The sequence below is a fragment of the Methylophilus sp. 3sh_L genome (assembly GCF_046766015.1).
Taxonomy (GTDB): Bacteria; Pseudomonadota; Gammaproteobacteria; order Burkholderiales; family Methylophilaceae; genus Methylophilus.
This window is the reverse complement of sequence record NZ_JBKOUF010000002.1, coordinates 448,925-467,787: the sequence shown is the minus strand read 5'-3', so window position 1 is coordinate 467,787 and position 18,863 is coordinate 448,925. Positions and strand designations below refer to the sequence as shown.

The 18,863-nt window shown below is 50.2% G+C and carries 10 protein-coding genes; 3 read left to right on the top strand and 7 right to left on the bottom strand.

Features of this window, described 5'->3' with window-relative positions:
* The 7 genes from ACIDF8_RS07770 to ACIDF8_RS07740 all read right to left on the bottom strand — a co-directional run.
* Positions 1-2,660, bottom strand: a 2,660-nt coding sequence (locus ACIDF8_RS07770; RefSeq protein ID WP_412010046.1) for a retention module-containing protein, incomplete at its 3' end; no start/stop codon positions are given.
* 204 nt (positions 2,661-2,864) lie between these two features.
* Positions 2,865-4,667: a TolC family outer membrane protein gene (locus ACIDF8_RS07765; protein WP_412010045.1), complete on the bottom strand. Its 1,803-nt coding sequence runs from the start codon at positions 4,665-4,667 to the stop codon at positions 2,865-2,867.
* A gap of 211 nt (positions 4,668-4,878) precedes the next feature.
* On the bottom strand, positions 4,879-5,553 hold the full coding sequence (locus tag ACIDF8_RS07760) for a LuxR C-terminal-related transcriptional regulator (protein ID WP_412010044.1): 675 nt from the start codon (positions 5,551-5,553) through the stop codon (positions 4,879-4,881).
* 5 nt (positions 5,554-5,558) lie between these two features.
* Entirely contained in the window at positions 5,559-6,971 is a 1,413-nt protein-coding gene (locus tag ACIDF8_RS07755; RefSeq protein ID WP_412010043.1) for an HlyD family type I secretion periplasmic adaptor subunit, read from the bottom strand.
* A gap of 2 nt (positions 6,972-6,973) precedes the next feature.
* Positions 6,974-9,118, bottom strand: coding sequence for a type I secretion system permease/ATPase (locus ACIDF8_RS07750; protein ID WP_412010042.1), 2,145 nt, complete (start codon positions 9,116-9,118; stop codon positions 6,974-6,976).
* 135 nt (positions 9,119-9,253) lie between these two features.
* Positions 9,254-11,182, bottom strand: coding sequence for an EAL domain-containing protein (locus ACIDF8_RS07745; RefSeq protein WP_412010041.1), 1,929 nt, complete (start codon positions 11,180-11,182; stop codon positions 9,254-9,256).
* Between the two features lie 118 nt (positions 11,183-11,300).
* A complete protein-coding gene (locus ACIDF8_RS07740; RefSeq protein ID WP_412010040.1) occupies positions 11,301-11,972 on the bottom strand; it encodes a transglutaminase-like cysteine peptidase in 672 nt (223 codons plus the stop codon).
* Between the two features lie 194 nt (positions 11,973-12,166).
* Between ACIDF8_RS07740 and purB the strand changes: the two genes are divergently transcribed.
* The 3 genes from purB (at position 12,167) to ACIDF8_RS07725 (ending at position 18,855) form a co-directional block, all read left to right on the top strand.
* Positions 12,167-13,540: an adenylosuccinate lyase gene (gene purB / locus ACIDF8_RS07735; RefSeq protein WP_412010039.1), complete on the top strand. Its 1,374-nt coding sequence runs from the start codon at positions 12,167-12,169 to the stop codon at positions 13,538-13,540.
* A gap of 102 nt (positions 13,541-13,642) precedes the next feature.
* A complete protein-coding gene (locus tag ACIDF8_RS07730; RefSeq protein WP_412010038.1) occupies positions 13,643-15,472 on the top strand; it encodes an autotransporter assembly complex protein TamA in 1,830 nt (609 codons plus the stop codon).
* The gene (locus ACIDF8_RS07725; protein WP_412010037.1) at positions 15,472-18,855 is read left to right on the top strand and encodes a translocation/assembly module TamB domain-containing protein; all 3,384 of its coding nucleotides are present in this window, start codon (positions 15,472-15,474) and stop codon (positions 18,853-18,855) included. The genes ACIDF8_RS07730 and ACIDF8_RS07725 overlap by 1 nt, the downstream gene beginning before the upstream one ends.
* Positions 18,856-18,863 lie beyond the last annotated feature (8 nt).

The window sequence follows — 18,863 nt, the reverse complement described above, 5'->3', positions numbered from 1 at the left end:
TCACCACCAGAAACGGCATTACCACTCCCGTCTTGATTGTCGGTCGTAATCAATACTGTCGGCGCTCCAGGTGCATCCAGCTGAATCTTCGCTGAGTCTGGCGTCGCATCTTTCATGTTCTCAGCAGTGTCTTTGATGCTCGCACCCACCTGGAAGTCGCTGTTGCCAATTGGCGCGTTGAACTGCACATCAACGTAACCTGTACTCAGCTGCTGCTGTGTCAAAGTGATTGTCTGTGGTGTATTTGCCGAACCTGTAATCGTCAGCGTATCACCCACTGCAGCACCCGTTGGAATCGTGACGCGTACGTCAATCTTGCCACCTGTCGCATCCAGCTCAGCCTTGTTGATAAAGCCGTCACCGCCAGCAACAACATTGCCTGAAGCATCTTTGCTGTCTGTGGTGATCGTGGCTGTGAAGCTGCCATAAACCGTGGTGTCAATATTCACACTGTTGGTTCCAGGCGCACCGGTATTACCACCCGGATCAGTTACCGTCGCGGTCACTGTCAGCGTTTGGCCTGACGCAGGGGCTGGCACCGTTGTGGTGTATCCATTGTCCAGCAGGTCTTGTGTCACTGGCACCTTCACCGCTGTACCTGTACCTACCGTGTAGGTCAGGGTATCGCCTAACTTGGCGTTAGCTGGCAAATCAATCTTCACGCTCACGGTATTGCTACCACCCAGCTCGCTCGCATTGATCCAGCCATCTTTACTTGTGTCAGTTGGGAAGCTGACTTTAGGTGCATCCGGACTATCGGTATCAATCGTCGCTTTGTCTTGTGCTAGCCCTGAGTTGTTACCGGCAGCGTCAACAACACGGGCGGTTGCAACCACTTCCACACCATTACCAGGATTGGTGAAACTCAAGTCAACCTTACCTGCTTTAATCATGTCAGGGGTGAGCTCAATACTTACGGTCTGATTGCCTGTGGCTGTCACTGTCAGTTTGTCGCCAGCAACTGCGTTGTCAGGCAGGTCAACACTGACTTTCACCTGACCATTATCTGCCGCTAACTCAGCTTTATTGATAATGCCATCACCGCCTGCAACAGAATTGCCAGAAGCATCTTTGCTATCTGTCGTGATCGTCACACCAAAGCCAACTGTCAGGTCGCTGGTGTCCAGCTTGGCTGCGTCTTCACCCGTCGCAGATTTATTACCCGCAACATCCACAATGTAGGATTGAACCTCTATGGTGGTGCCTTCTGCCGGTTTCGGGAACGTCGTTGTTACATAGCCATTTTGTTTAGCTGTATCATCAATCGTGATTGACTTATAAGTCGCACCGTTGTCATTCGTGACTTTAACGATATCGCCAACATTAACCAGGTCTTTATTAAAATCGATACGCACACCTACAGTGGTGGCGGTACCCATCTCAACACGGTTGATAAAGCCATCACCGTCCGGCAGCGGATTGCCATTCCCATCTTGGTTATCTGTTGTAATCACGACATGTGGCATCACGCCACCATTAGGCGCAACTGTATCTATTGTTGCTTTATCACTGCCGCTTGGTCCGACGTTACCCGCTGGGTCACGTACTTGCGCCGTCACAGTGATTGACTGGCCTTCACCTGGATTGCTCAAACCATTAATCGTAATGCTGCCTTTGTTAATGTCATCCTGTGTCAACACCTGCGGCGTCTGACCTACACCATTAACATTCACCAGCAACGTGTCTCCAGCAACCGCCGTCGCAGGCAATGTGATCGTCACTCCAATCTTGCCACCCGCAGCATCCAACTCGGCTTTATTAATAAACCCGTCACCACCAGAAACGGCATTACCACTCCCGTCTTGATTGTCGGTCGTAATCAATACTGTCGGCGCTCCAGGTGCATCGGTATCAATAATTGCGGAATCACTACCCGGCCCAGAAGTTTGTCCAGATTGATTAGTTACGGTAGCCGTGACAGTGAGTGTCGTACCTTCTAAACTACTAGGTACTGGAATTGAAACGTCCACAAAACCAGTGGCAATATTTTCAGCGGTCAAAACAACAGTGAAAGCGCCCGTATTGTGCGTTACATTGACAACATCACCTGGCTCGACACCCACAGGCAAACCAATACGCGCTACAGTTGAATTACCTTGAAGCTCATTAGAGCTTAAAAAAGCATCGGACGGATTGTTATTCGCAATCAATGTAACGGTAGGATTGCTACTTGCGGGTAGAAGATAAACGTAGTTTGGAGGAATATTTACTGCGCCTACAGCTGCTGATGGGCCATTGCCACCGTTATAATTAGCCCCTGCTGCATCAGGCGTTTGAATACGATCCAAGTTAACAAATGAAGCATTACCATCACTACCTGCTTCACCAGCAGCCGGGTTATCAAGCACCTCAGTGACATCGCGGCCTTCATTTAACGCGGTTAAAACGGCATCAAATACAGCTTGGTTAACAGCATTTTCTGAGACATCGGACACATCAACTTGCGCCAGGTTATCAGTAATTTTGACGGTTTGTGCCTCTGCAAAATTAACGGTTTCACCGTTTGCAAGCTTCACAGTCACAGCAGCGCCAGAAGCAGTAATTACTTTATCTCCTGCATGTAGCGTTTCGCCTTGCTTCAACATATGGCGACTGCCATTTGCATCCACAACAATTGCCATACCTTGAACGTTTGTAACTGTACCGATCACAGTAGCCATTTTTTCCTCACTTTAAGTTGAGACAATTTTGATAGTCTCGTATTAAACGCGAGTACTCAATGAAAATCTATTGTACTAAAGTACAGTATGCGACTTGGGATGCAGCACGCAAAAGCAATTTGAAAATGGCAAGCATAGAGAGATAAAAAAAGCGGAGTCACCTGACTCCGCTTTCATTTAAACAACTGAATCGTCTCGTGAAAATTACTCAACAGCCTGGAAGCGAATAATTTCTACACGGCGGTTAGCGTCATTCCCTTCCATTGGATCATTTTCAGCAATCGGTTGGGAGAAACCGTAGCCTTTCACAACCAGACGTTTAGGGTCAGTGCCTTTTTTGATCAGGTAATCGGCAACCGCTTTGGCACGCTTTTCTGACAAGAGCAAATTGTATTTCTCTTTGGAGGTATTGCGTTTGTCGGTATGACCAGCGATCTCAACCTTGTCATTCCCCCACTCTTTAACAATATCGTTCACAATATCCAGATCAGCATACGACTCTGGCAAGATAATGGCACTGTTAGCCTGGAACAGAATGCGTGGCGTAAATTTCATGGTCGCCTTTTCTTGTGCCTTAGGCTTGAAGGCTTCGCCTTCCCATGGCTTGGCATTTGCCAGCAGCGCAGCTTTATCCGGCATGATTTGCGCAGGCACAACTGCTTGGCAGACATTCTCGCGGTCCATGTACTCTTCACGTGGATAGTCACCCACATCTGTACGTGTGACGCCAAGTTTGCTGAGCAACAAACCCTGACCAGCATAAGTTTTGGCATACGCAGTATTTAAATCCATTTCTGCGATTGTGAAATTACGGCGTGACTGGAAATATTCATTTTCAGTATCCAGCAAATCAAGCAAAGTACGCTGGCCGATTTCGTATTGCTTGCGGTAAGCTAAACGTGCATTTTCAATAGAATCCTGATGCTGTTTACGGTAAGCCACTTGCTCACTTAACTGTTTAATACTGTTGTAAGAAATCGCAACCAGTTGACGGGTGTCAATACAGGCTTTATCACGCAAATCGTGTGAGCGGTTTAATGTTTCAACAGCGGAGTCCAAATTGGATTTATCCGTAAAGCCATTGAAGATATTCCAGCTGGCAGTCACTTCCAATGTGTCAGCCGCCAAGGTACTCAGCCGACTCTTGTCGTTCACATCAATAATTTTGCGGCCTTGCAAATCAACGCGCGGCATAAATGCAGCTTTACGTCCAGAAACAGATTTTTCAACCGCGATAATATTTTCAATTGCAGCCAAAACGTTCGGGTTTTGTTTATAGGCAGCATCTAAAACCTGATCTGCGGTAGGTGCAAGACCATCGCCAGTCATCATAACTTCATTCAGGTTTTCTGGCGGCAACTCACCTACCAGACGCTGAAAGCGGGCAGAAACATCATATAAATTATTGGTTTCAGTCACCAGGTTAGCTTCTGCCAACGCCAGACGACCAGTGGCTTGTTCCAAGTCCACTTTTTTACCAACACCCGCATCTACTCGGGATTTGATTTTATCGAACACTTGTTTGTGCACGACAAAGTTATCTTGTGCATAAGAGACCAGACGGCGATAACGGATCAAATCGTAATAAGCTGTTGCGGTATCTAAAGCAACCGCCTGCATCTGCCCTTGCAACTCATAAAAGCGTGACTTAGCAACGTGATCCAGACGACCTACTTCGGAGGGCGTCGCCAAACCATCAAAAATCATCTGGCGCAAGGTCAGTGTGGATTGTTGATTGGGGGAGTACGTGTTGCTGACGTTTGGTGTCAGACGCTCTTGATTTCTGAACACCTGATCTACGGTCACGTTTGGCAGGTATTTACCTTTGGCCGCAGACTCATCTAACTCTGCTGATTTAAAGGCGTGGAAGCTGGCTTGAACTTCTGGGTTTTCGGAGACAGCTTTTTCAATGATTTTTTCAAGACTTTCAGGACTTGCCGCCCAAACCATCGAAGAATATGAAAACACACCCATCAGTAGCGCTGAGGCAATTTTTTTTAGTTTCATTTGCAGACTCTTAACAAGTTATAAAGATTCATCCGAATCCAGTATAACTAGGGAACTACAAGGACACAAGCTTTGTCAGCTCAATAACATATTTATTACTATGGACTTTTTGTGTTAAAAGATACAAAAAGGCAGCCTTAAATCCTATAAAAACTAAAAAAAAACTGAATATATTCAAAAAATTACAAATAAATACAAAAATTATCCCACGCTAATTCAGTTGTGATTTGCTGAATCCAGACACTTGATGATTTTCTTCCCCAGAAAAATGCCCTTGGCTGGATTGGCCTTGCAGCACCAATGCCAAATGCAATCGGTCTCTTACCTTGAGTGTATCAAACACAGAGGACAGATGAGCTTTTACTGTGCGCTCTGAGATTGCTAATACCCGTGCAATCTCCTTATTACTGTTGCCTTTGGCAGCCTCTAATGCCACTTCGCGCTCACGCTTGGTCAGGCCTTCCAGCAACTCCTCTGAAACGCGAACATTTGCGTGATTACGTGTGGTCAGACTAATTAAGTGCTTAAGTACATCACGACCTAGCCAAACCCCACCTTGCAATACTACTCTGCTCACTTCTTTTAAGACATTTGGATGCGCATATGCATGGAGGTAACCTACCGCCCCAGATTCCAATGCTTGCATGGCTTCGGCCTGCTCAGGGTTATTGGACAGCACAATCACTTTGGCTGCAGGCAACACCGTCAAAATCTGTTGGACCGATTGGCGCCAGCGGCTCCCCTGCTCCATCTGCGCATGCACCCATATAATAGGCGCACCCGCGATGTCAGCTGAGATCACTTCTGTGATGAGCGCCGATTGAGGAAAGGCTTTTTGCCAGGATTCGATTGCGTGTTTTAAGGTCGTAATAAAAATATGCTTCATGGTTTTTAGCGCTCGGTCAATGCGTACGATTTAGCTTTTAACACTGGTTTTAATAAATATGACAGTACAGTTTTTTTGCCTGTCAGGATATCCACTTGTGCCACCATGCCGGGAATAATCGGCAAATGCTCACCAAGATTATTTTTGGTTGTCCTTACTTTAACGACATAATATGCATTACCTTTATCGTCAATGGTGGAATCGGCAGCAATATCTTCCACAAAACCATCCAAACTGCCATAAATGGTATAGTCGTAAGCTGTTAATTTCACCACGGCCGGCTGCTGCGGACGGATAAAAGCAATATCTTTGGTTTGAACCTTGGTCTCTATCACCAAGGCATCATCACTAGGCACCACCTCCATCACCTCTTTGCCAGGCTGGATCACGCCACCCACGGTATTGTAATAAAGCTTGCTGATTTTACCGTTTACCGGAGAAGTCAGTGTCGATTGTTTAACCTTGTCAGAGAGTGCCAAACTGGATTGTGTCAAACTATTGATTTTGGCGGTCGTCTCATTCAAATCGGTACGGACTTTACTCATAAAGGACTGCTGCGCCTCAGACACTTTACGGCGGGCTTCAGAAATTGCTGCGGTTAAACGCGACATCTGGGCTGAGGCCTGATCAATATCCCCTTTCGCCCGGTTTGCATCGCGCTCAAGGCGCAAAATCTCAATCTCGGAAACGGCACCACTACTCAGTAAGGGGCGGTTTGCAGCGAGCTCTTTACTGGTAGACTCATAAGTTTTAATCGCCACTTCTTTTTTAAATTGGACTTCAGCCAACTCTCGCTCACGCTGCGATAATTGGTCCCGCGCAATATTCACTTGCGAGTTCAATTCGTCACGCGCTGCATTAAACAACTGCAGCTCTTGCAAGTAGGTATCAGGTGCTTTTTGCTGGACTTCACTTGGCGGGTTAAAACTGCCGCCATTCGCTAGCGCCTTCAGCCGCGCTTCCTTGGCGGTCAAGGACAGGTATTGGCTCTCGTTTTCCTTGAGTGAAGAAATCGCCCGTGTTTCATCAATTTTAATCAAGGGCTGACCACGCTTAACCGTATCCCCCAGTTGCACCATGATATCGGCGACAATCCCGCCATCCAGCGACTGCACGACCTGGACCTGACGGGAAGGAATGACGCGTCCCTCTCCCCTGGTCACTTCATCTACATGGGCAATCCCGGCCCATACCAGCAAGACCACCAGAATCACCAAGATGGCGTACATGATGAGTTTTGCATGCAGCATGCGATCTTCCACCATCACATCATGCGCCTGTTCAACCCAGGTCCGTGATTCCGCCGTCTCGGTTTTAACGATTTTGTCTACCAGCAGATGTACTGGCTTACCCAGGCGCACCCAAAAGCTGTCTGACTTAGTGATATGCCCGATTTGATCGTATATTTTTTTTGCCATGATTATCTTGCCTTACCCACTTTGCCAGCACGCAACGCCGCGGTTACGTCTTCTTTGCTGCCATCAGCCACCACCTGGCCGGAGTCGATGACAATCAGCCGGTCAGCTAATTCCAGCATGGCATTACGGTGACTGATCACCACCAGCGTTTTACCAGCGATGGCTTCAGCCACTCTACGCTTCACCGCCTCTTCTCCAGAATGATCCATGGCGCTGGTCGGCTCATCAAGCAGGACAATTTGCGGATGTGTGACAAAAGCACGCGCAATCCCCACCCCCTGGCGCTGTCCACCGGACAACGTGTCGCCACGCTCACCGATTTCAAGATCAAAGCCTTTAGGATGCGCATTTGCAAATTCGGCAATGCCACCCACTTGCGCCGCTTGCAATACCGACTGATCATCGGCATGCGGGTCACGCAAAGTAATGTTGTCTCGCAAAGAACCAAAAAACAGGTGATTGTCCTGCTGCACATAGCCAATGCTGCGGCGTAATTCGGCGGGATCGATTTGGCGCGCGTCAATCCCGTCAATCAGAATCGCGCCCTCGGTCGGCTGGTATAAGCCCAGAATAAGTTTATTGATCGTGGTCTTGCCTGAGCCCATGCGACCAATCAATCCCACATGCTCACCCGCCTGAATCTTGAACGACACCCGATGCAAGGCAAACTCATCTGAACCAGGATATTTGAAAGAGACGTTTTTAAACTCGATTTCACCTTTAAAAGCGGGACGCGAGAGAAAATTCATCCCTTTGCTACGTTCCACAGGCTTGCCCATGATGTCATCTAGTGATTTGAGCGAAGTCGCTGCCGTATGATACTGCGTAAACAGGTTGGCAATCTGGGAGATCGGTGCCAATGCGCGGCTGGTCAGTTGTGAGCAGGCAATCAAGCCACCCATGGTCAAATCACCATTCGAAATCAGGTACACGCCCAAAATGATGATGGAGACGCTGATGATTTGCTGTAACGCGTAAGTCCCATTCGAAATGGAGGAAGACAGTAATTTGATCTTGCTGCCGACTTCTGACAAAAACAGTGCGCTCTTTTCCCACTTGCCCTGCATCTGCCCTTCCACGCCCATGGATTTTACGGTCTCCAGCCCAACCAGGCTTTCAATCAGCGTGGCATTACGTTGCGCACTGGCGCGGTACATGGTTTCAGAAAGATCGTGCATTTTAGACTGCACGCTGAGCGAATAAATCAGGACAATGGCACCGCCAATCAGCGCAGGCAACACCATAAATGGGCTGATCCAGGCAATCACCACCAGGAAAATAATCCCGAACGGCAGGTCAATCAGTGTCACTACCGTGGCCGAAGTAATAAAGTCACGCACGCTTTCAAATGAGCGCAGATTGGAAGCAAAGGAGCCAACGGAATTCGGCCTGGCTTCATAGCGGGTCCCTAACACTTTTTCCATGATTTGCGCACTGAGTTTCACATCAATACGCGCACTGGCCCAATCCAGGAAATAAGTCCGCATGGAGCGTAACAGCAAATCACCCAGAACAATCAGCGCCACTCCGATGCCCAACACCCATAATGTTTCTACTGCTTTGTTAGGCACCACCCGGTCATAGACATTCATCGTGAACAACGGCATGGCTAACGCAAATAAATTAATCAGCAATGCTGCGATCATCACATCGCGGTAAATCGCCCGGTTTTCAGCAAGCGTCCCCCAGAACCAGTGCCGTACTTTCACCCGGCCAACTTCGGGGGTGCGGGCATCAAAAATGAAATTCTGCCGCGTGATTAGGGCATAGCCGCTATATTGGGCAGCCAGGTCTGCCAGGCTGATGGTGACGGCTTCTGAGGAGATATCCGGAAAAATGACTTGCGCAAAGTGCTGCGATGGATCGACCTGGATTAACTGGCAAGCGCGGTCATTGTTCAACAACAAGGTGACATCCACTTGGGGCTGCAACAGCGATGCAATCGCAGCTTGTTGCACCGTCACCGCCAACTGCAAGCGCTCTGCAGAGCGCTTGAACAGTTCGGGATTCAACTTTCCGTCCTGCAACGGCAGTCCCGAAATCAGCGCATCCCGCGTCGTCGCCAACCGATTATGACGACAGATAAAAAGCAGACACTCCAACAGGGCGTCTTTCTCGGTTTTATTAAAGTATGGCGTCGTTTCCATGGCAGATGACTTATTATTATCCTTATCCGAGCGATATCAGTGACTGATTAACAATGTCGATTGTATGGTCTTTCAACTGGCATCAAAACGGGGAGTATATGGCATAACCCGTTTGAATTACAAAAATTGACCACTTCACAGGTCCCCAAACGTACTGTTTTCCTGAACGTAAGGGCCGGTGACGGCTTCTATACCGACGGCATTCAAGCTATCCAACTCCTGCTGGTGCTGCACCCCTTCGGCAATCGGGACAATACCCATGGTGCGCACCATCATGCAGAGACCGCGCATGAGTGACTGCTGTTGCGGCCGCAAATGAATATCGCGGATCAGCGAAGCGTCAAACTTGATGTAATCCAGGCCCAGCTCATGCAAATCACCTAATTGTGATAAACGGGTAGCAACATGCTCCATCCCTATCATGCAGCCCAGCGATTTGACCAGGTGCACAAATTCCCGGAATTTAATAAAGTCACTAAACACCGCCTCTTCTGCCACCTCAAAACTCAATCTGGCCGGCTGGCTGACTGTCAGGATCAAGGCCTGCAATTTGTCACGGTAATCATCGCTACGCATAGCAGCAGCAGATACGTTCACACTTAAATTGGCATTGCTCTTGGCCAGCATGTCGACGGCATATTCAAGCGCAAGCCCATCCAGGGTCTTGATCATATCGAGCTGGCTGGCCCAATCAATAAAGGCACCGGCCGCCAGCCATTGATCCCCTTCATCAATATGCAAACGCAAGGGACACTCGTAGTGGAACAGTTGCTGATGGCGCTGCATGACCGGATAGCAGGCCAGCTTGATTTGTTTCTGCTCAATCGCTTGCAAGAATTGCTGTTTCCATTGACTGAGGTAATTTTTTCTCGAAGTAACGATACTGTTGGCATTCATCACCCGCATCGGCAAGGCCCCCTGATCCTCGGCCAGATCAAGGATAAATTGCATGACACGGTGGATATCAGCGAAATCGTCGCCTTTTTTGGTTTTAGTATGCGTCAGCACAAATTGGAACTGCAGCAATTGTTGTGCTGCATTGAGTTTTTCCAACACCAGTTTCAGCTCGGTGGCCACAGCAAAATCATCGACAGGCTGACGGCTGAAAATCCCGAACACGCCCCCGGCCAGGCGACCGCAGACCACATCGGGATAATGCATCATTTGCTGCGACAAGGCATCACCCACTTTTTTGATCAATTGGTTGGTCACGCTGTAGCCCAATTGCCGGTCAATATCAGACAAATTGCGCATCTGCACCAGGATCAACATGCCCTCAACAAAACTATCATTTTTGAGCGCCACCGAAGCTGTATTGGTAAAGTGTGACTGGTTCATAAGACCCGTCACTTCGTCGTAGTTGATTTGCTGATTCAGGGTGTTCAGGCGTTCAGACTCTGCCGTGACCATGGATTTGACACGGTCAGACAAGGTATTCATGGTGCGTACCAGCTTCTTGAACTCCTCGGTTTCTGGCTCGGCAATCGTAATGTATTTACGCTCGCCCAAGGCTTCAGCTTGAGCAATGACCTCATCGAGCGGCCGCAAGATTTTCTTCAGCCACACCCCAGAAATCGCGTAACTCAACAAAGCCACCACCAATGTCCACAGCATGGCATGGCGCGAAGTCTCCCAAAGCTGGTCATAAGCCAGCGAAGGTTCACTCTCCATGATCAACGTGCCATATTGCTGCCAGCCAGACTGGATATTGGCAACACCGGGTTGGATTTCAATCGACAGTAGAGACTGGAACCAGCCAGGGGCTGCCGAGTGTGGCGCACGGTTAATACGCTCTATCATGGTTTTATTATCGGGTGAAACAATGGCAATCCGGCGGTAGTGGCCCATGTCAAACTGTGCACTGACAATCAGCTCAACTGTGACATTATCTTTTTGGATATTGGAAAGCGTAATGGCCAGCCCGTTGGCATTATCATTATTCTTTTTTTGCAGCTGTTCAGCCATGTAACGATGGTCATTGTAAACACCAAGAAACAGACATCCGGCGGCCACCATCAAAATAATGGCCGAAATTGCAATACGTATTTGTTTGATTAACGACATCAGAAAGCCCTCTTACTTTCCTGGGGGGAGATTGGCAACTGCCCGGTCCTTATGCAGACTCTATGTGCAAGCCTAGCATCCTCACCCCATAATAACCATACCTCTAAACATTTTTCCCTCATTCCAATCCGTCCTGTCGCATCCGCGTCAATACATCTCTCCATTTCGAGATATTGGTCGGTGAGCCCGCACGAACATTTGGATTATTGGCAACGAACAAGCCTTTATCGTTGAAACTGAATACAGGCGCCAAGTCACCGCGCCGCGAGGCGGGTAACAATTCAAAATTCAGGTTATCCAGAATCAGTGGATCGCTGTTAGGCGTGGCATAGTAAGCCAATACCATGTGTGGGCGGATAGCCCCGCTAGGCATGCGTGCGCGGACATAAGTCAGGCGTAATTTATCCTGTGAGACGCCCAGCTTCTTGAGCAGAATGTATTTGGCGATACTAAAATCTTCACAGTCACCGGCACCCTTACCCAGGGTTTCGAGTGGACTGGCCCAATAATCCTCCATGCCCCATAAGGTACTGTCATCCACAAACAGCACATGCTGATTGGTGAAGTCATTGACCATGCCTACCTTGGTCATTTCGCTGGAGCCGCCAATCTGTGCAAACAACTCATTCAGGCGCATGACATTCTGGTAGGCCTCTTCACCATAGCGCTGGCGGATTTTCTCCAGCATGGCCAGCACATAATCATCCGCCTGTATCTGCGACCATAGCAGGCTGATTGCCAGACATAAGCCTGTCAATATTCTGGCAAAGATAGGTGGCGTCAATTTCATGGGCATCTAGGTTTTTCAGGCAACGATTATGTCACGATGAAAAGAGACACAATTTAACAAACAAAATGGTTTTCATCGACAAATTCCGTCCTGTTTCATCCACACAATCCTACAAACATGACAGAGACAACAAAGACAAGTATGGATGGATTGGGTAAAATGCTGTTTTTTCGAACCGATTAAATTGTTTAACCATGACGTCACTCACCACGCTCAACGCACTCTCCCCCCTGGATGGCCGCTATCAATCAAAACTTGACCCCTTGCGCCCTTATTTTAGCGAGTATGCGCTGATCAAATATCGTGCGATGGTTGAAGTCGCCTGGTTAAAAGCCTTGAGTGCTGCACCGGATATCGCTGAAATCGCCCCGTTTAGTGCAAATACCATTGCTGAACTGGATGCAGCGATCGCGGCCTTTAGTGAGGCTGATGCGATGCAAGTTAAAGCCATTGAGGTACGGACAAACCACGATGTGAAGGCGCTTGAATACTGGCTCAAGGAAAAGTTTGACGGCAATCCTGAAATCAAGAAAGCCAGTGAATTCATTCATTTTGCCTGCACCTCTGAAGACATCAACAACCTGTCGCACGCCTTGATGCTTAAATCTGCGCGTGAAGCCGTGATGCAACCCAACCTGCAAGCAGTCATCGCCCGCCTGACCGAGTTGGCACAAACACTGGCAGAACAAGCTATGCTGTCCCGCACCCATGGCCAAACAGCCAGCCCAACCACCATGGGCAAAGAGCTGGCCAATGTGGTTTATCGCCTGCAACGCCAGTTCAAACAACTGCAAGCCAACGAAATCCTCGGCAAAATCAACGGCGCCGTCGGCAACTTCAACGCCCATTTATCTGCCTACCCGAACGTAGATTGGGAGGCGTTTGCCCGCCGCTTTGTCGAATCACTGGGTCTGACTTATAACCCATTGACCATCCAGATTGAGCCGCATGACTACATGGCTGAAATTTACGATACGCTGGCGCGTATCAATACCATCCTGATCGACCTGAACCGCGACATTTGGGGCTACATCTCGGTCGGCTATTTCAAACAAAAAGTCAAAGCGGGTGAAATCGGCTCTTCTACCATGCCGCACAAGGTGAATCCAATTGACTTTGAGAACTCTGAAGGCAACTTGGGACTTGCTAACGCGATTCTGCGCCACCTGGCCGAAAAACTGCCGATTTCACGCTGGCAACGTGACCTCACCGACTCCACCGTGTTGCGCAATATGGGGGTCGCATTTGGTTACACCCTGCTGGGCTATGACTCCTGCCTGCGCGGCCTGAATAAACTGGAAGTCAATCCACAACGCCTGCTGGAAGATCTCGACAACAGCTGGGAAGTCCTGGCCGAACCGATCCAGACCGTGATGCGCCGTTATGGCATTGAAAACCCCTATGAGCAACTGAAAGAACTCACCCGCGGCAAAGGTGGCATCAACAAGCAGTCACTGCATACGTTTATTGAAACCTTGCAGATCCCGGCCGACGCCAAACAGGCATTACTGGCGCTGACACCTGCAACTTATACCGGCAAGGCCAGTCAACTGGTTAAACATATTTAAACGCACCTTGATTTGACCAGGGAATTTTTAGCGCACGTTATCCAGTTATTTTCATTCAGGGCCGCTGTCCAGATGCCAGTGAGGCAGTCTTGGCAGCGGCTCTTGTTACTCGGCTTTACTTCCTCCTCCCGTCTGCTGCAAGTCGGCATCGGTTATTTTTTTAGGCATTTATTGTTTACGCTCGCGCTGTTTGCCAGCCTGCCAGCCAGTGCCGAAGAGCAACTCTGGTTCGAGGTGCAAACCAACGACCGCTACAAAACCCGTTTTTTCATTAGCGGTAGCGCATTGCCGGAACAACAGGCTACGCTGCGCGAGTTACTGCAAAAGCACCTGACGATTCATGAAGCAATGTCCAACCCTCGCTTGAACGCAAGCGAGTGGCAACGACTGGTCAAGAAAACGCCACAAGAGATTAGTGACTTGCTCGCAACCGAGGGCTACTTCAAAACGAAAACCACCCTGCGAAAAGCAGGCATCGGTGAAGCTCAATTTCACCTGACACTGCCGCCGCAAGCCAAAGTCAGCCAAGTCAATGTGAGCATCACTGGCGAAGTACAACAAGCGTTGCACCAAGCCACGCTTGAAGCGGCACAAAAAAGCTGGCCCTTACCCGTCAATAGTGTATTTACCCAAGCGGCCTGGAGCAAAGCCAAGCGGGACATACTGGCGCCTTTATTACGTGATGAGTTCCCTAATGCACGCTTGACGCAGTCGCAAGCCGTGGTCAATCCTGCCAGCCAGGCCGTCATCATTCAGGTAAATGTAGACTCAGGGCCAGCAGTCAAGTTTGGCAGCGTACACATCCAAGGCTTACAACACTATCCGGAGTCTTTGCTCAGGCCATTGATTACGCTCAAAACAGGGGCGCCTTACCGTCAGGAGGATTTGCTCACTTTACAGAACAGTTTTATGAGCACAGGCAAATTTAGAGCAGTAGATGTGGTTGCCAAAACGGATCAGCTTAATCCTGATCAGTCGGCTGATATTGTGATCACGGTCAATGAACTCGAACAACATTCCATGCGTATTGGCACAGGCGCCAGCACCAATACCGGTGCCAGGGTGGTCTTCAATTACACCGACCGTAACCTTTTTGACCGTGGACTGCTTTGGGACAGTAGCGTGCGGTTGGAACAACGCCTGCAGGCAGTGACTTCTAACATTACCTTCCTGACTGATGACAAGGGCTACCGCGACAGTATTCAAAACAACCTGATCCGCACCGCCGTAGAAGGCCAGGTCACCACCGCCATTCAAAATGGCGTGCGCCGTTATTGGGGACAACCCACCACCATAGAACAATTTGTGGGGGCAAACCTGCTGTATGAATTTTTGACTGTGGACGGTGAAAACTCACAATTCAACAAAGCGGCAACGGTCGCTTATGGCTTTAACATGCGCAGGCTTAATAATGCGCTAGCCCCCACCAAAGGCTGGATTTTCAATACGCAATTTCAGCTCGCCCCGCTAGATAAACTGTCCGATGGCCGTTTTTTGCAATCACAGGCCAGGTTACAGGCGTTTTACCCGTTGACGGAGTCTACTCAGTGGCTGGGCCGAATTGAAGTAGGCAGTATTACTGGCTCTGGCAGGGTACCTGCCACCTATTTATTCCGGGCGGGTGGCGATCAATCCGTGCGCGGTTATGCCTTCCAATCCCTGGGTGTCAAAGAAGCAGATGCGGTAGTAGGCGGACGCGTCTTGCTGACCGGCAGCAGCGAAGTCGTGCAATGGTTGACGACCTCTTGGGGCGCAGCGGTGTTTGTTGACTTCGGCAATGCCGCCCGCAGCTGGAAAGAATATGAACCCGTCCTGGGCTATGGCCTGGGTGCCCGCTGGCGCAGCCCAATTGGCCCGGTAGGCGTGGATATTGCGCGCGGACAGGAGACCGGCGAATACCGGCTTCACTTCAACTTGGGGGTGAACTTTTAATGTCGCGCCTGCGCTGCCTACCATTACTATTCAAGCAGACCATCGCCCTGCTGATTTGCTTGTCGCTGATCATCACGCCGCAAATGGTGTGGGCTGCCAATGTTCTGGTGATGACCAGCCTGAGCGAGTTTGAAACGGACCTGGGCAATGCCACGCTCAGTGTCTCCGGCATAGACTCGCATATGCAACTGACGGTCACACCGCAGGGCAAACTCACCGTGTCACAGTTTGCTGCCAAACAAGTCACCTTACGCTTTAAGCCAACGACAGAACAAGCCCCTTCCCAAACTGCAAGCAAACAACCGTTGCCCGCCCATATTCATGTGCCGCTGCCCGTTTATTTGCATCTGGGGCAGATCGAACAATTAACGATCATTCAAGGGGCCAGCACCACGCAGGTTTCACATATCCAGTTTGACCTGGAGGCGGACAACACGGCCTTGCAGTTTAATATTACCCAGGCCCACAGCCCCTGGGGCACAATTAGCAGTCACTTCAAGATGCAAAATGTTGCGCCATTCAACCTCAATGGCTGGCTGGATTTGCAACAAGCCCAAGCTGACCTCCCCTACCATTTGCGGCTGGGTTTGGCTGGCAATTTAACGCGGCTGGAACTGGCTGCCAATCATCATTACCAACCAGAGGCCCGGCCGTTTGCGATCATGCCTGCCGACAGCGTCAACGCTGAGGCTAAAGACACTAAACATCCAGATATGCAGAAAACCCAGGATAACGTCCAATTACAAGCGTCTATTGGCCTGGACGAGCAGCGTCAAAGCCATCTGGCGTTTCACTTGCAACACTTTCAGGCCAAACACCTTCACCCGCAACTGGGCGGCGCAGTGAACTTAACTGTCCTGGCCGATGGCAGCCTGACCGAGCAGGGACAGATCAATATCCAAATCGATGCAGACGACAGCCAGTTGCAGCAGCACCCGCTCATCCTCAAGGGCCAAGCCAGCTTGCTCGGCAACCGATTAACCCTGCTGGATATCAAGGCGCAACTTGACCAGAATACCTTTAGTGTCCACACACAAGGGATGAATGCAACCAAGCAACCCGTCTCCCAACAAGTGCAACCCGCAACCAGCCTGCACTGGCAAGCCAACCTGGAGTCCCTTGCCCAGCTGATGCCAGGGTTTAGCGGCAAGGTGCAAGGGCAAGGCGAGATCACCCAACACACGGACGGTTTTACGACGGCGTACCAGCTCTCTGCGCAGCAATTACAGTTACCTCAAGGCTTAACGCTGGCAGGCCTGCAAGTCGATGGTCACTTTTCCAATCAATCCCAGGCGACGCTAGACAACCGTATACAGTTACAAGGGCTCTCGCAGCAAGACGCCAATGGCATGGAGAGCCCGCCGATTGATGCGGCGCTGACGCTGCAAGGCACCCTGGAACAGCATCACCTGACGGTCAGTATCACTGACAATGATGTGCAACGGCCAAGAAACTTGCTGCTGGCGCTTGATGGTCACTGGCAAGACATGGAAGGGCAAGGCAGCGGTTGGCAAGCAACCCTCACCCAGTTGCAAGATCAGGCAGGCAAGGTTTTTCAGCTCGCTCAACCAGCGCAACTGGCTTGGCAACCTGCACAGGGGTTTCAACTCAACGAGTTTATTCTCAAGGCGCAAGCTGGCGGTCAACTACAAGTGAAAACACTGCAATACCGCCCGCACCAAGCAGCCAACACGCTCACCCGGCAGCCAGGCCAAGCCGTTGTTTTACGCACGCAAGGTGCTCTGGACCATTTCCCGGTGCAATCGCTATTAGGCTGGCTTAGCCAGGCCCCTACCGAGTCGCTCCCCACAGACTCGCTCCGGCTGTCAGGCCTCTGGTCAGTGGCACTGGATCAACACCTGAATGGTTCCCTGCATCTGGAGCGGTCAGACGGCGACTGGCAAATATTCGATACCGTCAGCAATACCTGGCAAGGGCTGGGTATACAAACCCTGCTGGCAGACTGGCAAGCTAAAAACGATCAGATGCAGCTACAAGCAACACTGCAATCAAATGGTGAAGCGCAACGCGCGATCGACCTGCAATTTTCTGCCTCCACGGAAGTAACCCCTACTGTAGATGGACTTGTCATTAAAAAAACTGCGCCATTGCAAGCCATGCTCAAAGCACATCTGCCGCAATTAAATTGGCTGAACAAACTGCTGCCAGAGACGCCTGTAGCCGGGCAACTCAGCATCAATGCACAAGCCCATGGCCTCATTGCCCAACCCAAGCTACAAGGCAGCATTCAAGGTAGCGCATTATCCTTACAAGTGCCGTCTCAAGGCCTGTGGCTGGAACAAGGCACACTCAATGCAACGCTTGCCGCAAACCAGGTTCAGATCCAGCAATTGCATTTTGCTGGCAAAAGCGGAGAACTGAATGGCACGGGCGTGTTTGAATTTAACCAGGATGACTGGCACCTGGATACCGCCCTACAGCTAGACAAATTGCAAGCGCTATCACGGGTAGACCGCTGGGTGCAACTCAGCGGCCAGACCAAGCTCAGCATGAACAGCCAACAAACCGCTATCAGCGGCAATCTCAAAATTCATAAAGGGCTTTTTGAATTGCCCAAGGCAGATAAACCTGCGCTGGATGAAGATGTGGTGATTGAATCCCCGCAACCGCGGACGGAGTCGGCCTCTAAACTGCTGCTGCAGTCGTTTGCGCTGGACTTTGGTGACAAACCCACCGTGCTCCCTTTCAAGGAATCCGAACAGTTTATGCTCAGAGGCCAGGGCCTGAATGCTGCCGTGAGTGGCAAGCTGCAACTCAATGGCCTGCTGGATGCACTCAACGCCACCGGCACCCTGGACCTCACCGGCACTTATCTCGCTTACGGGCAATCGCTAAACATAGAAACGGGACGGCTGATCTTTAGCGGCAAACTGCCCAATATCGGTCTGGATGTGCTGGCGACCCGGCAAGTCGACACCACCAAGGTCGGCATCCAGATTAACGGTAGCCTGCAAACACCGCGCCTGAAACTGGTCTCCACCCCCGAAACCAGCAATGAAAACAAAGTCTCACTGCTGGTACTGGGCCAACCCATGTCACAAGTCGGCAGCAGCGACCTGGCGCTGCTTTCTGTCGCTGCGGGCGCCTTGCTCTCGCAAGGTGACTCTGTCTCATTGCAAACCCGGCTGGCACAAGCCGTGGGGCTGGATAGCATCAATGTCAGCGGTAGTGGGCCGACCAATTACGCCGTCAGCGTAGGCAAACGCATTAACCGCAACCTGGTGGTCGGCTACGAAAAAAGCATTGTCGGCCTGTTAAATGTTGGTAAACTGACCTACCAACTCACCAAGCGCATTTCGATTGAGACGAGGACGGGCTCAGAGAATGCGCTGGATGTGTTTTATGGTTTTAGTTTTGACTAATGCAGGAA

What these genes read in the sequence shown, in the direction of transcription:
- ACIDF8_RS07760 (WP_412010044.1), bottom strand. Translation starts at nt 5,553, where the DNA reads ATGAAGCATATTTTTATTACGACCTTAAAACACGCAATCGAATCCTGG.
- ACIDF8_RS07755 (WP_412010043.1), bottom strand. Translation starts at nt 6,971, where the DNA reads ATGGCAAAAAAAATATACGATCAAATCGGGCATATCACTAAGTCAGAC.
- ACIDF8_RS07750 (WP_412010042.1), bottom strand. Translation starts at nt 9,118, where the DNA reads ATGGAAACGACGCCATACTTTAATAAAACCGAGAAAGACGCCCTGTTG.
- purB (WP_412010039.1), top strand. Translation starts at nt 12,167, where the DNA reads ATGACGTCACTCACCACGCTCAACGCACTCTCCCCCCTGGATGGCCGC.
- ACIDF8_RS07745 (WP_412010041.1), bottom strand. Translation starts at nt 11,182, where the DNA reads ATGTCGTTAATCAAACAAATACGTATTGCAATTTCGGCCATTATTTTG.
- ACIDF8_RS07765 (WP_412010045.1), bottom strand. Translation starts at nt 4,667, where the DNA reads ATGAAACTAAAAAAAATTGCCTCAGCGCTACTGATGGGTGTGTTTTCA.
- ACIDF8_RS07725 (WP_412010037.1), top strand. Translation starts at nt 15,472, where the DNA reads ATGTCGCGCCTGCGCTGCCTACCATTACTATTCAAGCAGACCATCGCC.
- ACIDF8_RS07740 (WP_412010040.1), bottom strand. Translation starts at nt 11,972, where the DNA reads ATGAAATTGACGCCACCTATCTTTGCCAGAATATTGACAGGCTTATGT.